We start from the raw sequence: 15772 nt of genomic DNA on the forward strand, positions 1-15772 counted from the left end.
ATGGAATTTTACGAAGTCATGTTCCTCGCAGACGGCTGTACCGACGCGAAAGAAATCGAAGTCCGCGCGACCGGCGCAGCCGAACGGTGCGACGACCACTTCGCCGTGGTTTCGGCCACGATTCACGCCCGACCCAACCAGTTCGACGTGGAACTGAGCCGTCACACCGCAGTCGTGATGGTCATGGTCCCCAACACGTGGGACGATCCCCGCTTCGACGAATTCGCCGGGAAGATGGCTCGCCTCTACGGCGTTCCGATGATCGGCGCAACCCACCTGCAGGACGAGACGCTCAACTTCAAGAGCGACGAGCAGGCCATCGAGAACTTCAAGGCCGACGCGCTTGGCCGCGACGCCTCCGACGAGTTCGAAGCTCAGCCCGGCGAGACGCGCGCCGATAGAGCTGACGAGACTAGTCTAACCGAGGAGACCTTCACTGTCGAAGTAACCCCTGATTCCGATACTGATTATGACGAAGAGTAAGTACTCCGACCCGTTCAGCGACACTCGCCTCGGCCTAATCTACAGCGACCTCCGAACGCAGGGCGGTCAGGAGGAGGTCATCAGAATCCTGGCCGAAGCGCTCAACGCGCCAATCTACACCCTCGACTACGAGCCCGAGAAGTTCGACAAGAGAGCCCAAGAGGTCTTCCGCCACCGGGTTCGAAAGATTCCGCCCGAGGAAGGTGTCGGCGACAGTCCAACCGACTTCTTCGAGCCGCAGGGTGCAGAGTACAAACAGATTGCTAGCCTCTCGAATCTCCGGGAAGCAGATACCGACCGCATCGTCTGCGACGGACTAATCGCTATCTCGGTCAAGGGAGCTGTGATGGCCGAACACGCAGGCATTCCATACATCACGTTCCTCGACCACCCCGGGAAGGTCATCACGGACTACTTCTGGGAGACGCTCGACAACAAGGACCGCTGGCGCGACAAGCTCAAGTTCCTCAAGCGGCGCTGGGTCCACTCGCGCGCTTACAAACAGGCATGTCTCGATGGTGAGGGGATGATGGCCAACAGCGAGCGCACCAAGCAACTGGTCGTCGACGACTGGGGTTTCGACCCCGACGACATCGACGTGGTGTACCCACCTATCGACACCGAGAAGTTCACGCCGGGCGAACCCGAGCGCGACGTTCTCGACCTGAACCGGTACTTCCTCGCCCCGCAGCGAGTCGAGGCGTACAAGAACATCCACACGCTGGTCGAAGCCGCGAAACTCGCACAGGAACACCTCGTCATAGTCGGTACCGGAACGCTCGAATCCTACGTCCGGAAGGAAGCACAGTACTCGAAGTACGTCCACTATCTCGGGTACGTGGACGACGACGTTCTTCGGGACCTCTACCGGGATGCAACCGCGACCATGCAGGGCGTCCTTCGGGAGGACTTCGGGATGGTCCCCGTCGAGAGCATGGCTTGCGGCACGCCGTGCCTCCTCCCGGGGTCAGGCGGGTTCAACGAGACGGTGGGGCCGGGCTACGACGGCGACGTGGCCCCGACCCAGACCACGCCTCGCGGCCGACTTGTCGATCCCGAAGAGTTCGATCATTACGAGCTCGCCGGCGAGATGCAAGCATTCGATCCCGAAGAGTTCGACGCCGAGCATCTGGTCGAGACGGCCCAGCAGTACGACGTGGACAACTTCGTCTCGGGCATCGAGCGGAACCTCGACGCGCTCGACCTCTAATCGTCATGGCCATCAACGTTCCCCGCTCGGCGAACATCGACCGCGTGGTGCTGGTCTCCATCGATACGTTTCGGTGGTACTACCACCAGCCGTACCGCGAGCTGTACCCTCCGGGCGTCTGGTATCGAGGAGTTGCACAGGCGACGTTCACGCCGACGTCGCATGCCTCGATGTTCACTGGACAGAACCCACCACGTCACGGCGTACTGAACTTCGGTGATACGTATCGGGGCGACCACCTCCTGAAGGCTACCGATAGCGTCTCGTACTCGAACGCTGTGCATCCCGCAGGCCCGTTCACGCGGGGGTTCGAGCAGGGGACGGACGCGTACAAGCAGGTGGCGTTCTCGGCGTGGCATCCCGACCACGAACGGGTCCCCCACTTCCGGTACGAGCATCACGAGGACCATCGGGCGATTCTGGACGGTATCGCCAACCGGGACCTGACGTTCATCCACGACTGGCTCCTCCATGGGATTCTCGACCACACCGGAGACTGGTATCCCGTTCCCGAGGAGGACGACCCTGCCGATTTCCACCGCTGTTACCAGCAGCAGGTCCGAGAGAGCGTCCGCACTCACGAAGCGATTTTGGACGCGCTCAAGGAACATGGCCTCTACGAGAACACCCTGTTCGTCGTCTGGGGCGACCACGGTTGTGGGTTCCACGAACCGCCGGACGAAACCTACGGCAACGGAATCACGGTCAGTGAACCACACGCTCGCATCCCCATCGCGTTCTGTTCGCCCCAGTTCGACGAGACCACGGTGGACACCGAAACCAACGCCCGAAGCGTGGATATCGTTCCGACGCTCCAGACGCTCATGCACGACGCTGGACTTCGATTCGGTTCCCTCGAACATCCGATAGAAGGCGTTGACCTCACCGGGTTCGACGGCGAACTAGCGGGCTACACGACCTCCTACAAGACGCCGCTGACGGGCGAAAACGACGGCGTCCGCACGCGGGAGTTCGCGCTGATCAACGACGAGGTGAAGGAGGTTCGACAGGTCCACGGAGGACTACACGCCGACTACAGTCTCGAGCGCGCCGTAAGTGCGCCCGAAACGGAATCGTGGCTGGAAGACCTCTACCACGAGGTTCGCCAGCAACCGAGTAAGCTCATCATTAATGGAAAATGACATATAATGTTCCACTCACGAAAGATATCGAGCGCGTGGTTCTCATCACCGTGGACTGTCTGCGGTGGGACTACCACGACGCGTACCGCGAGCTGTACCCCGATGGCGTCTGGTATCGAGGGACGCCGCAAGCGACGTACACGCCGACCAGCCATACCTCGATGTTCACCGGACTTAACCCGCCCCGTCACGGGGTGTACGAGTTCGGTGACAGGTACAGTGGTCAAGATACGATATTTACTGCTACAGATAGTCTCAGCACGTCGGGACTTACCAACGAAGAAAATAATCTTTTGTTCGGGTTCGACGTCGACCAAGACCACGTTCCGTTCTCTGATTGGTTCCCCGAGGCACTTGCCAATACGGATGCAACGGCTCGAACTCCCGAAGGTCTCGAAGAGTCGCCAGAGCAGATCGACCAACTGGAGGACTACGAACTGGCGTTCCTCCACGATTGGATACTGCACGGTGTCGGAGTCGACGACGAGGACCCGTGGCACTACACTGCGGACCATGACGACCCGGCAAAGAACCACGAAAAGTATCAGAGCCAACTTCAGATGAGCATCGCCGCACACGAGACTATTCTCGAGGAACTCAAAGCAAGAGACCTCTACGAGGATACGCTATTCGTGGTGTGGGGCGATCACGGAGAAGCTCTCCACGAAGCACCGCATCACATGTATACCCACGGTCACTTTCCTGAAGAAGCGATTGCGCGCGTCCCCATCGCGTTCTGTTCACCGCAGTTCGACGAGACCACGGTGGACGCCGAAACCAACGCCAGAGGCATCGACATCGCTCCGACGCTCCAGACGCTCATGCGCGAAGCGGGGCTCCGATTCGACTCGATAAGCCACGACTTCGAAGGAGTCGACCTGACGACGTTCCGGGGAAAGCTGGCAGGCTACACCATGTCGATGCAAACCGCGAAAAACGGTCGCGAGGACTGTATTCGAGATTCGACTCACTGTTTGTTGCAGAAAGATGATGGGAAGTTTACGCGGACGTTCACCGAACCGGACCCAGAAGACGGACATCGACTCGAAGAGCCGTGTGAAAATCCACTCGTCGAACAACGATTCGAGTCGTTATACGAATCGGTCCGGAACGGTCCGGAGAAGCTGATACTCAACCACGAACCAGATAGAGAACAGCTACGAAATCTCGGTTATATAGACTAATTCAGAAGTCAAACCATAAACAGCGAATTCACCCATGACACCACTCGACACCAACATCACGCTCTGCATGCTGACCAAAGACGAAGAAGACAACATCGTCTCGACGCTGGAATCGGCGTCACCCATCTTCGAGGAACTCGTCCTCGTAGATGCCTCGGAGGACGATACCGTGGCAGTCGCCGAGGAGTGGTGCGAAGAACACGCCGTGGACTTCGACGTGATCGAGTCCAGCGAGCGCGAATACCTCCTCGAAGGACCGGGCACGCAACGACGTCGTGCCGAAGACCTCGCTACCCGCGAGTACACCATGCAGGTCGGCGCAGACGTGGAGGTCGAAATCCACGACGAACAGTGGTTCACTCGTGAGTTCGACCACTACGGCTACGTCCACACTCGCGTCAAGCCCTCGGGCCGAGTAGACCGCGACTATCGGCTCTACTGTCCGGACCCCGACATCGACTTCGACCACCGAAAGCCGGGGATGATTCCGCAATGGCGCGGGTTGGTCCACGAAGAGATTCGAACCGAGTACGGCCACCACATGCAGGAGGTCTACCGCGTGGCAGAAGCACCGATGACTCATCACCAGACGCGGCACGGTGCGATGGACGTTTCGAACGTCGAGGAAGGACACCAGCGGATTCACGACGAGCGATTCGGCGGAAACACTGGTCGCGCGCTCAAGAAACAGCACTACCTGATGCATCGCCAGCTCGCGTCCGACCGCCAGCCCGCGTATCTCTCCGAGCCGTACCACGAGTACTACCGCGAGAACCGCGAACTCGTCATCCAGCACTGGGAAGAGATCCGCGAGGAGTACACACTCCCGCAGTTCGCTACTCGTGAATGGGACGTTCGGGACTTCGGACAGGGTGAGAAACGCTACGGGCCGTGGCGGCTCGACGAGGGAGAGCCGCTGTACAAGCCCCGGCGACTCTCTGCCGGAGAGTACGTCGTGCAGAAGCTTACTGGTGAGTTCTGACCTATGCCTAAGACTGCCGTCTGTGTGACCGCACTTAATCGCCCAGAGTATACCGAACGGGTCATCGAATCGCTCGAAGCTCAACCCGACAAAGACGAAGTAGATTGGTGGCTGTTTCAGGGTGGTGCAGTCAACCGATACAGTGGGCTTCGTCACGCCGAAGATGAGACGATAGAGCGCAGTCTCGCGGTCCTGATGGACGCTGATTTACCGAATAAGCATCTCAGAGTGAACGACGAGAACATCGGAATCGCTCTTCAACGGGACCGCATATTCCACCTGCTGGACGAAGAGTACGACCGGCTCATTCACCTCGAAGGCGACATCGTGGTCGGGAAGTACTGGCTTCGGCTTTCACGGAAACTGATGGACCAGTTTCCGTTCCATATCGGTCGTATGTACCGTCTCCACGACCCGTCCGAACACGATATAAATCCGCGCGAATGCCTCGACGAGGTTTTGATTACCGATCACGGCAACCACGTCGCGGACTGTATCACGAAAACCGTCTGGGAGGAGATTCGAGATGATTGGCACGATTTCGTCGATATAATTCGAGGATACGACTTTCCCCGTACCGAGGTTCCTAGAGAGGAACTGGCAGAACGCTTCGTTCCGGGCGTTTACGGCGACGACCATGCCCTGAGTCACATCGCTCGTAAGAACGACGTCAATCGCGTCATCCCTCGAGTGAGCCGAGCCAGCGACATTGGAGCGCTTGGAATGACGCATACCCCCGAGAACCGAGCTGGAACAGCCCGCGGCAACGAAGGTGACCTCACCTACGAAGCAGATGCCGATATTGAGGAGTTTACTGTCTATGACCGTGCATTCATTCGCGATGAAGACGACTGGAGACTCTGACACGACGAACCCTTCTGCATCTCCTCCAAATCGAAACACTGCCTGCGGAAAACGCTGAACGGTTATTCTCGGTATAATTCTCACTCCAGTTAGGCAGATAGAGTTCAGATAACAGGATTGCGATGCACCAATAGGCGCTGTTAGGAGCGCGTAGTCTTTGGCCAACGGACACTTGTTACCACTTTTACTACATAAAATTGTTTTCTGAAACGTAATTATTTGTTATGCTTTCAATTAGCACGCTTACGGTCGGCCGTCCTGTGTACTTGTCTCCATGTTACGTGGGCTAAACCGAATACTCCCGAATAGGGAGACGTTATTTTGGCTTAGTAACATAGGGGAGGAGATAAATGGATACTGTTAGTGCTGTTCTCGCCAGTACTTCGCCAACAGTGTCGCTAATCCGACAGTAGTAGCTTGGATGCCGAACCCAGGGACCGTCGAACTGGAGCGGCCTCCGTTCGCAGTTGGTGACGAAGTGGGAGAACGTGAAGTCGTTTCAGTCGTCGTAACTGCCGAGGAGGCGGTAGTCGTCGGATTTTCTGTTGTCGGCGTAGACGTCTTGGTTCGGAGTTGAACCAGGTAATCGGCCCACCCAGCGTCCCGCTGGAAATCGACGTGATCGACGACGCGTCCATCGACGAGAACGTCCGCTTCGATGTCGTCGACCACAGGGACGCCACGGATTCGTGCTGACGTCGCCACGTCGAACACCGACCGCTCGACGTATATCGACGTCCGTGGATCGTCGGGGTTCTCTCCGACGAACCACCGCCAACTGCTCTCCTCGTTCGCCACGGGATACGAAACTCCCTCCGAGAGTATCGGCTCGTCGTCAGGGTTACCGACGCTGTAGCGTTCGACTGATTGGCCGTCCGAATTGAGGAGTACGAGCTCTGAACACCGGAACGTGAGGGCACGACTCTTCTCCTTCGACGTCTCGGGGTTGATTTCGTATTCCTCGACCGACTTGTTGAAGTCGAAGGCGAGTTCGGCGTACGTCGGGAGTTTCTGGAGCGAGTTCTCGGTGATTATAGAGTCGATGTAGTCCCAGACGGGGGATTTCGTACCGTCAGGCCGGACGAGCCAGAATCCCTTCCCGCCCGAGGTGTCGTAGATCGCCCAGTAGAGCATGTATGGAACGCCCCACTCGAGCGACGTGTGCGTAATCATTTTCGTGATCTGTGCTGCCTTCTCGTTTCCGACTTTTTCGAACGGAAGGCCGTACTCGCCGACGAAGACGCTCTTCGAGGGGACGGGAAGCACCGACTTCACGTACTCTGATGGCTCGGGCGCGTGCTCGTTCACGAAATCGAGTATCTCGCGGAACTTCGCGGGCGCGTCGTTGGGATTCCACCGACGGAACGCTCGCCACATCTCCCGATAGGAGTTGTGCGAGACGAGATCCACGTTCGTCTCGGGGACGACCGTGTTGATGACGCGCGTCTGTCCCTGCATCGCCCGGAGGACCATGTTGACTTCGGCGGCGTGGAGGACCGTTACGTCGCTCTCGATCTCGGACCGAGCGCGCTCGACGCCGCGTTGTCGGGCGTTTAGCCACTGAATCATCCCGTCGATGGCCGTCTGGGTCGGTTCCAGGTCGTCGGACCGCAACTCCCCCGCAGAAATCTCTTCGCGTTTCTTCCACGGAATGATCGCCCAGTCGCCTTGCCAGTGCTGGAGGACGAACTCCTTGCCGGTCCCTCGATACGTTTCGAGCAGATGTTTCGTGAGTTCGTAGAAACTTTGTTCTTCCTGACGGAGTTGGTCGTCGGAGATGCCCCGGATGAAATAATGCTTGTAGTCATCGCCGTAACCCCCATCGACGTGCGCGTACGCTTCGAGAACGTAGGTCCGGAAATCGCGTTGGAACAGTTCGCGGAAGTAGTTCGACTCGACGACATCGACCATACTGTCGAACGACGGGGGCCAGTCGCTATTGTAGGGATACTTGTTGTGGGGGTCGTCTCCCGCGACGTGGGTGAGCCAGACTTTGATGACGCGCGAACCGAGGTTTCGAATCTGCTTCGCGCCCTCGTTCAGAAAGTTCTCGTCGGTGAGGTGGTAATCGCCATCGACATGAGTGACCCCAACTCTGTCCTTCAGTGGCCGAGTTCCGGGCAATTCGTTTCCGCGCGAATCGCCAAGAGCCCGTGAACTAAAGAGAGGTGTGCTGAGGGCGCTCGCGCCGACGCCTCCGAGAAACGCCCTCCTCGTGCTTCGTTTCATTGATTCCCGTTTCGGAGAATGGCTCTATAAATCTTGTGAGGGGATAAGTTATAAACAAATGAGTTGCAACTGCATACGTACTGATGAGAAGTCAACCTAGCAGACGACGTTTTCTCGGAGCCACCAGCGCTACTCTTCTATTTGGGAGTGTCGATGGATTTGACTATCGAAGTAAACGGAGAGAAGAGCGTAATAGACGTGATCAAACATTAAATCCGAATTTAGATGTTGGGGCCGTATACATTCCATTTCTGGGTGATAAATGGGGTAAGTGCATTGACCACCATCCGGCAATTGGTCAGTACAGCATCACAGAGACAGACGTTATCAATCATCACGTCAATCAAATGCTACAGAATGGCATTTCGACCGTGCTATTCAATTTTGGCGCGAACAAACGGGATTTCGATCGGTTCCTGAAGTTCCGAAAAGCTAAACGTACTAACGACATCGCTATCGAAATTTTCTGGGTCATCCATCGTATATTCCAGCGTAATCACGATTTCGCCCCGTTTCTCAAGTTTGTCCGAGACGAGATGGTGTCGTTACCTAACTATAAGACCGTCAACGACCGACCCGTGGTCAACTTTTGGGCGCCAGGGTATCTCGCCTTGAACGAGGATGCAACTCGTCGAATCGAAAATGAATGGGGAGGGATTGACAAATTATTCAATCACATACGAAACGAACTGACTGTAGACGGTAACGAACCGTTCCTCGTCGGTGGAATTGGTAGTTGGGCCTTTGAGGGTTTTCCAAACGCCATCGAACAGTTTGGCCGACAGTTCGACGCGATTACCTCGTGGGTCGGCAATCCAAAAGCCGGATACAATCCATGGGAGAGGCACCGGAAGAAAGTTGGAGAGATTTTCCGGCGCTCGTTCTGGTACGCTATCGAAAACGACCTCGAGTTCGTGCCGATGGTGTTTCCGGGATTCGATGACCGCCCCAACGACTGTTGGGGCGACGGTCGACACGTACCTCGATCGCCTAAACATCTCGCTGAGCTCTTTAATCTTGCAAAGAAATACCGGACAGTCGATAGGACGTACGTCGCCACGTGGAACGGGTGGCCTGAGGGTCATCAAATCGAACCCGGTACCTTCAGCGGCCAGGACTACGGCACGGCGTATCTCGATGTCGTGAAAGAGGCGGCCACGAGCGACCTGCCGCCGTTCCGAATCGAGTCGTTCGTCCCAGTCACGCTCGCGTTCAACAAAACGGTCGCAGAGCACGAAGTGAATCCGGACAAATCACCCGAGAACAGTCGTGACCTGGCGTTCAGATGCTCGGAACTTGAACTCCTGGCCGCCGATGGAAAGAGCGTCGCTACGTATAACGTGGGTCAGCCAGCGGCAGAACCCCACTTCACGGAAGGCGTGTACAATACGAACCAGAACGACCAGCGGAGTACCCGATGGTTGGGCGGGCCGACCACACGCACCCAGATGTACTTCGAGCACGAATTAGTCGAGAAAGCGGCCGAACTCCGGGTGCGCGGAGTGCCCATCACCGACGACATCGCTGCCGACGTACTTGTCGATAGAACGGAAATGGACCATCTCGAGTTTGAACGAAACGGGTGGCAGAACTATCTCGCCGATTTGCGAGCGACTACCACGACCGCGACAACCCCACCAACGACTTCTGAATCAGTACCGACAGCGAAGACAACCCAACAGCAAGCGATGGCTGCCGAAGCGACGACGACCACGTCGGTGGATTCACCGGGGTTCGGGCTGCTGACGGGGCTAGGCGCGTTGACCCTTGGTGCGGGTCAGTATCTTGCCAGTGAGTCGGACGACTAGCACTTCGCCGCCGCATTACCGGAAAGTCGTGAAAGATAATGGTAGTACTATCTTAGTATTATTCTCGCCAGGCCTTCGCCACCAACGTCGCTAACCCAACTTCGCTCACCTCCAATTCCAACGTGGAGTTCTTACGGCGCTTCATAATTCACAGAAAATTGTTTGAAGTCTGGTTGTTCGGCGTTTTCACCGAGAGGTTCCAAATCCCCACTATTCAAAAAATACATATATTGAAGGAATAATTGGAGGATTAGCCGATGACGAATAATAGGACCTCCCAGTCACGGCGACGATTTTTAGCCTCAGTTGCGGCGACGACGATACTGAATGGGTGTCAATCAGGGAGAGAACCAGATTCGAAGCAGACGACTTCGGCGGTAACTTCTACCCGGCCTACGCAGACGGTAGAAACGGCTTCCGACTGGACGACAACGACAGTCCAACCCGAATTCACGCTCACAACCGACACAAGCAGTAAGGCGGATACAAAAGAACTTGACGTAGCTGGTTCACTGGCCCACGCAGACGGGATTGATACACTACAAGTTCACCTCGAAACAGGTGCCGAACGTCATCTAACGTTCTCGGGAACGGAGCGTGCCAAGTACGCAGTCTCGTTTACGGTTAACGGCGGACAACGTTACGGCGGCAAGGTCAGCTACCGCACCGAGTCTGGCAAGGAGTACGAGACCCGATTCGTTACGGAGTACGTCCCCCAAGAGGCGGTTTTCTCGAATCAATCTCCGCTCGTCGGTGCTCACTACTATCCGTGGTACGGGCCGGGCCGCCACTGGGATTCCCACATCGAAACACCGGCATTAGGGGAATACAGTGCACGAAACCCGGAAGTCATCTCTCAACACGTCGAGTGGGCGACGACCCATGGAATCGATTTCTTTTCAATGAGTTGGTGGGGGCAAGGGTCGTGGGAAGACGTTACGATAAAAGACTACGTTCTACCGACCGTTCCAGCGACGGAAGTCGACTTTCATATTCTCTACGAGCCGTTCGGAACGCTCGATGGCGAGCCAGGGTCTATCGACCTCGATAATCCGTCGAATCGCCGTCAATTAGTCGAAGACTTCGCATACCTAGATCGAACGTACTTCGGTCGAGAGAATTATCTTCAAATCGACGATAAGCCCGTCGTCTTTATGTATACCACGGGTAGTTTTCACGGGGATATCGAATCAGCACTGGCGGCGGTTCGAGATACCGTCTCAGAGGGCGTTTACCTAATCGCAGATTTTGTAGACTGGCGTCGCCCACCACTTCCGAGACACCGCCAACTCATGCGGTCGTTCGATGCTGTCTCCAGCTATAATATGTATAAACCCTACGAGGACATTAATCGCAATTTCGCCCAGCGGATGGCGAGATTCTATCCCTCGTGGTTGCTCGCGGCGAAGGAATCAGATGTCGATTTTCTCCCGATGGTCACTCCCGGCTTCAACAACACAGATGTTCCGGACACGGACAAACCGGTGTTAAAACGGAGTTTCTCTCAGTTTGAGACGGTCTGTGAGTTGACGAAGCAGTATCTCGACCCACGACTGGACGCAGTGTACGTGACGTCATTCAACGAGTGGCACGAGAACACCCAAATCGAACCCGGAGGCGAATACGGAACCACGTACCTCGACGTTGTCAAGAACCAGTTCGACAAGCGTCCGAACCACGCGATTGCGAACTTCGTACAGCTCGAAATCGAATTCAACAAAACGGTCGCCGAATCAGAGGTGAACTCGAACGTCTCCCCGGAGAACGCCCGCGAGCTAGCCTTTGCCTTGTTCGAAATTGAGTTATTCATCGACGGAAAGTCGATTGAGACGTACTCGGTCGGCGATGTGAAAGACGAACCGGAGTTCACGCAGGGTGCATATGACCCAGTGTCTCACGCCAATCGGACTCAGCGATGGACTGGTGGTCCTACGGGGCGACTGTCGATGTACTTCGACGAGAAACTGCTAGACGCCACTGAACTTCGCATACGTGGAGTCCCAGTCAAAGACGGTCTTTCAGGGACGGTCTTTATCGAGGGAATGCCAGTCGGGAAACTCTCATTTGGGACGCGACGATACAAAGAGTACGAAGTCTCACTGAAGATAGCGGACCAGCCATCTTCGAAGAATCAACAATCACGTTCGGCGTGGTATCCTCGGCATCAGACGGGAGCAGGTGATTGATTGCCATCGCCCCTGTCTCCCGAGTCGGAGCTAGGCAGGTTCGATTATCGCTGTTCGTGCCAGTGTTTCGCCAATACTATCATTAACCCGGCGGTAGCGGCCGAGATACCGAATCCAGGGGCTGCCGGGCTGGGTCGACTTCCGTTCGCAGTTCGTGACGAAGTAGGGGAACGCCGAGTGGTTCCGGTCGTTGAAGTAACTGCCGAGGAGGCGGCAGTAGTCGGGTTTTCTATTGTCGACGTAGGTGTCTTGGTTTGGAGTTGAACCACGTAATCGGCCCACCCAGCGTCCCGCTGAAAATCGACGTGGTCGACGACGCGTCCACCGACGAGTACGTCCGCCTCGATATCGTTTTTAATGGGGACGCCACGAATTCGTGCCGCCGCCACTTTATCGAACACCGACCGCTCGACGTATATCGACGTCCGTGGATCGTCGGGGTTCTCTCCGACGAACCACCGCCAACTGCGCTTTTCGTTCGCCACGGGATACGAAACTCCCTCCGAGAGCATCGGCTCGTCGTCAGGGTTACCGACGCTGTAGCGTTCGACTGATTGGCCGTCCGAATCGAGGAGGACGAGTTCTGAACACCGGAACGTGAGGGCACGACTCCTCTCCTTCGACGTCTCGGGGTTGATTTCGTGCTCCTCGGCTGACTTGTTGAAGTCGAGGACGAGTTCGGCGTACGTCGGGAGTTTCTGGAGCGAGTTCTCGGTGATTATAGAGTCGAAGTAGTCCCAGACCGGCGATTTCGTGCCGTCAGGCCGGACGAGCCAGTATCCCTTCCCGCCCGAGGTGTCGTAGATCGCCCAGTAGAGCGTGTACGGAACGCCCCATTCGAGCGACGTGTGCGTAATCATTTTCGTGATTTGTGCCGCCTTCTCGTTCCCCACCTTCTCGAACGGAAACCCGTACTCACCGACGAAGACGTTCTTCGAGGGCACGGGAAGCACCGATTCCACGTACTGTGATGGATTGGGGGTGTACTCGTTCACGAAATCGAGTATCTCGCGGAACTTCGCTGGCGCATCGTTGGGATTCCATCGACGGAGTGCTCGCCACATCTCCCGATAGGAGTTGTGCGAGACGAGATCCACGTTCGTCACGGGGACGACCGTGTTGATGACCCGGGTCTGTCCCTGCATCGCCCGGAGGACCATGTTGACTTCGGCGGCGTGGAGGACCGTCACGTCGCTCTCGATCTCGGACCGGGCGCGCTCGACACCGCGTTGTCTGGCGTTCAACCACTGAATCATCCCGTCGATGGCGGTCTGGGTCGGTTCTAGGTCGTCGGACCGCAACTTCCCCGCAGAAATCTCATTGCGTTTCTTCCACGGAATAATCGCCTAATCGCCCTGCCAATGCTGGAGGACGAACTCCTTGCCCGTTCCCCGATACGTTTCGAGAAGATGTTTCGTGAACTCGTAGAAACCTCGTTCTTCTTGCCGGAGTTGCTCGTCGGAGATGCCACGGATGAAATAATGCTTGTTCCCATCACCGTAGCCTTCCTCGATGTACACATACGCTTCGAGGACGTAGGTGCGGAAATCGCGTTGGAACAGTTCCCGGAAGTACGGCGACTCTGCTACTTCGACCATACTGTCGAACGATGCAGGCCAGTCGCTATTGTAGGGATACTTGTTGTGGGGGTCGTCCCCCGAGACATGGTGGAGCCAGACTTTGATGACGCGCGAGCCGAGGTTTCGAATCTGCTTGGCGCCCTCGTTCAGGGAGTTCTCGTCGGTCAGGTGGTAATCGCCATCGACGTGGGTAACACCAACTTTGTCCTCCAAATGGCGAGTTCCGGGCAACTCATTTCCGTGCGTATCGCCAAGAGAACGCGAACTAAATAGAGGTTTACTGAGGGCGTTCGCCCCGATACCTCCAAGAAATGCCCTCCTCGTGCTTTGTTTTATTTATTCCCATATTATATAGCCCATATATATGATTTTTGATACTATACATACTCCACATCCTAACCCCCATCGACATATAGTTGGCAGAAAGCAGAAGTCCACTTGCCTTATTTGCTAAAATCGGGGGATAAACTTTCGAAAACCGATATATCTGTACAACGCGTAAGTCGAACCGTCCGATAGTCTTTACCGACATCTCAGCCTCAAGAGCGCCCATTATGACAGAAACAGAATACTTCGAACACCTGCTCGACCTGCCAAACGTAATCGGCGTAGAGTACGACGTGGGTACCGTTCGAGCGTTCGTCACCGGGAAAGTTTCGGAGGTTGACTTAGACGACGCGGATATCGTCGCCAACAACGTGGACGAGGAGTCCGACGTGGAGGAAATCGGCGACCTTTCACAGTCCAATAGCCTGCCCGACGGGGAAGGTGAGCGTCACATTCGCCACCGGCCAGTAGAATCCGGCGTCTCCGAGGCCAACATCAACGGGGGAGTCGGAACGGCCGGTCCGTACCCCGTAACGGTCACCGACACGTCGAAAGGCGTTTGGGCAGACGGCGTCTCTGAAGGTGACACGGTTCGACTCTCCAACAACCACGTCTACGCCCGCAGTGACAAAGCGAACCTCGGTGAACCCATCGTCCAACCCTCGTCCTCCGACGGAGGCACGGCCGTGGATAGAGTGGGGGAACTCGTGGGATATGTGCCGCTCACAGACGGCGTAACCGTTGACCTTGCCGCTCGCACGGTAACAGAAGCCGACGAATCCGGAAAACCCCACCAACTCGACAACCGCTGGCCCTCGGCCATCGTCCGCGACGGCTACGGCGACCTAAAAGGTGCGACAGTCGTCAAGACTGGTCGAACGACGGGCACGGCGCGTGCGCGTGTGAAGGCAACTTCAGCTTCTGTACGGGTCGATTACGGCAAGGGAAAGGGTCCGATTACCTTACGTGACCAGATTATCACGGGCCAACTCTCTGAGAGGGGGGACTCCGGTTCGCCAGTGTTCGTGGCCGAGACGGGGGAACTCCTCGGGGAACTCTATACCGGAACGTCGAAAGCGACCATCCTCTACAAGGCAGTCAACATGGAGCAAGAATTCGGTGTCGAACTGTAAACTGTCGACCCGTGCGACAGGACCCCGTACTGAATCCCGAGAAGTTCCATTATTGCTGTTTACACCAGTATTTCGTAAGTACTGCAGCAAGTCCGGTGGTAGCGGTCGTTAGGTCGAACCCCGGGAACCGACTTCGCAGTTTGGTTTGCTCTGGTCATCCGCGATGTAGTGCGATGACCCGTGACCGTCGTCTTAGTCGTCGGTTCGGCAGCATACGGGTGGCAGTTGTCGTGCTAGTTGTCTGCGATTCGGTACCGGTAGTCGTAGATTCAATACTGGTCGTCGATGAGGTCGTGGTACTGGTCGTCGAAGTAGTCGGTAGCGTCTTCTGGAATTCCCGGATGGCCTCGAGGTACACCGTCCCGTAGTCCGGGCCATCGAAGCGGCCAGTTTCGACCTGATAGCCCTCGGTCCAGTCGTTGAACGTCGTCAGATTAATCCTGACAGTCGTTCGGTACTCCTCGGCGAGTCGGAGCAAGTCCGTCAGGTGAGACACTGAACAGGGAACGTGTCTATCGTGGCCCCAACATTCGTTGTGCCGATAATCTGGAGCGGGTCGTTCTGGACGGACGAGCACAAGGGGCAGGCCTCACGGGGGTTCGGCAGGAACGAGGATGTAACCCGAATCTTCGTGACGAAAGCGG

General features: G+C 56.4%; 12 protein-coding genes. 9 read left to right on the forward strand and 3 right to left on the reverse strand.

Annotation, left to right across the window (positions count from 1 at the left end):
* The 6 genes from FXF75_RS18240 to FXF75_RS18265 are packed head-to-tail and all read left to right on the forward strand — an operon-like array spanning window position 1 to window position 5865.
* Window positions 1-483, forward strand: coding sequence for a hypothetical protein (locus FXF75_RS18240; protein ID WP_163523291.1), 483 nt, complete (start codon window positions 1-3; stop codon window positions 481-483).
* Window positions 470-1693, forward strand: a complete 1224-nt coding sequence (locus tag FXF75_RS18245) for a glycosyltransferase family 4 protein (protein WP_163523293.1) — start codon at window positions 470-472, stop codon at window positions 1691-1693. Before FXF75_RS18240 ends, FXF75_RS18245 begins: the two co-directional genes overlap by 14 nt.
* A gap of 5 nt (window positions 1694-1698) precedes the next feature.
* The gene (locus tag FXF75_RS18250) at window positions 1699-2835 is read left to right on the forward strand and encodes a sulfatase-like hydrolase/transferase (protein WP_163523295.1); all 1137 of its coding nucleotides are present in this window, start codon (window positions 1699-1701) and stop codon (window positions 2833-2835) included.
* A gap of 35 nt (window positions 2836-2870) precedes the next feature.
* Entirely contained in the window at window positions 2871-4019 is a 1149-nt protein-coding gene (locus FXF75_RS18255; RefSeq protein WP_163523297.1) for an alkaline phosphatase family protein, read from the forward strand.
* Window positions 4020-4053: 34 nt separating this feature from the next.
* A complete protein-coding gene (locus tag FXF75_RS18260; protein ID WP_163523299.1) occupies window positions 4054-5001 on the forward strand; it encodes a glycosyltransferase in 948 nt (315 codons plus the stop codon).
* A 3-nt stretch (window positions 5002-5004) separates the two neighbouring features.
* A complete protein-coding gene (locus FXF75_RS18265) occupies window positions 5005-5865 on the forward strand; it encodes a glycosyltransferase family 2 protein (protein WP_163523301.1) in 861 nt (286 codons plus the stop codon).
* Window positions 5866-6225: 360 nt separating this feature from the next.
* On the opposite strand, the gene FXF75_RS18270 is transcribed toward FXF75_RS18265, so the two are convergent.
* The gene (locus FXF75_RS18270; protein WP_163523303.1) at window positions 6226-7989 is read right to left on the reverse strand and encodes a hypothetical protein; all 1764 of its coding nucleotides are present in this window, start codon (window positions 7987-7989) and stop codon (window positions 6226-6228) included.
* A gap of 188 nt (window positions 7990-8177) precedes the next feature.
* Between FXF75_RS18270 and FXF75_RS18275 the strand changes: the two genes are divergently transcribed.
* Together FXF75_RS18275 and FXF75_RS18280 are read left to right on the forward strand one after the other, a co-directional pair.
* The gene (locus FXF75_RS18275; RefSeq protein WP_163523304.1) at window positions 8178-9902 is read left to right on the forward strand and encodes a hypothetical protein; all 1725 of its coding nucleotides are present in this window, start codon (window positions 8178-8180) and stop codon (window positions 9900-9902) included.
* A 257-nt stretch (window positions 9903-10159) separates the two neighbouring features.
* The gene (locus FXF75_RS18280; RefSeq protein WP_163523306.1) at window positions 10160-12088 is read left to right on the forward strand and encodes a glycoside hydrolase family 99-like domain-containing protein; all 1929 of its coding nucleotides are present in this window, start codon (window positions 10160-10162) and stop codon (window positions 12086-12088) included.
* A 44-nt stretch (window positions 12089-12132) separates the two neighbouring features.
* Here the strand turns inward: FXF75_RS18280 and FXF75_RS18285 are convergent, their stop codons facing one another.
* Window positions 12133-13083, reverse strand: coding sequence for a hypothetical protein (locus tag FXF75_RS18285; RefSeq protein WP_163523308.1), 951 nt, complete (start codon window positions 13081-13083; stop codon window positions 12133-12135).
* 351 nt (window positions 13084-13434) lie between these two features.
* Window positions 13435-13881 carry a hypothetical protein gene (locus FXF75_RS18290; protein ID WP_163523310.1) on the reverse strand — a complete coding sequence of 149 codons (447 nt, stop codon included), beginning with the start codon at window positions 13879-13881 and terminating at the stop codon, window positions 13435-13437.
* A gap of 341 nt (window positions 13882-14222) precedes the next feature.
* Between FXF75_RS18290 and FXF75_RS18295 the strand changes: the two genes are divergently transcribed.
* Entirely contained in the window at window positions 14223-15128 is a 906-nt protein-coding gene (locus tag FXF75_RS18295) for a hypothetical protein (protein WP_163523311.1), read from the forward strand.
* The last annotated feature ends 644 nt before the right edge of the window (window positions 15129-15772 follow it).

The organism is Halorussus sp. MSC15.2, assembly GCF_010747475.1.
In the GTDB taxonomy this organism is placed as follows: domain Archaea; phylum Halobacteriota; class Halobacteria; order Halobacteriales; family Haladaptataceae; genus Halorussus.

What these genes read in the sequence shown, in the direction of transcription:
- FXF75_RS18240 (WP_163523291.1), top strand. Translation starts at nt 1, where the DNA reads ATGGAATTTTACGAAGTCATGTTCCTCGCAGACGGCTGTACCGACGCG.
- FXF75_RS18245 (WP_163523293.1), top strand. Translation starts at nt 470, where the DNA reads ATGACGAAGAGTAAGTACTCCGACCCGTTCAGCGACACTCGCCTCGGC.
- FXF75_RS18250 (WP_163523295.1), top strand. Translation starts at nt 1,699, where the DNA reads ATGGCCATCAACGTTCCCCGCTCGGCGAACATCGACCGCGTGGTGCTG.
- FXF75_RS18260 (WP_163523299.1), top strand. Translation starts at nt 4,054, where the DNA reads ATGACACCACTCGACACCAACATCACGCTCTGCATGCTGACCAAAGAC.
- FXF75_RS18265 (WP_163523301.1), top strand. Translation starts at nt 5,005, where the DNA reads ATGCCTAAGACTGCCGTCTGTGTGACCGCACTTAATCGCCCAGAGTAT.
- FXF75_RS18275 (WP_163523304.1), top strand. Translation starts at nt 8,178, where the DNA reads ATGAGAAGTCAACCTAGCAGACGACGTTTTCTCGGAGCCACCAGCGCT.
- FXF75_RS18280 (WP_163523306.1), top strand. Translation starts at nt 10,160, where the DNA reads ATGACGAATAATAGGACCTCCCAGTCACGGCGACGATTTTTAGCCTCA.
- FXF75_RS18295 (WP_163523311.1), top strand. Translation starts at nt 14,223, where the DNA reads ATGACAGAAACAGAATACTTCGAACACCTGCTCGACCTGCCAAACGTA.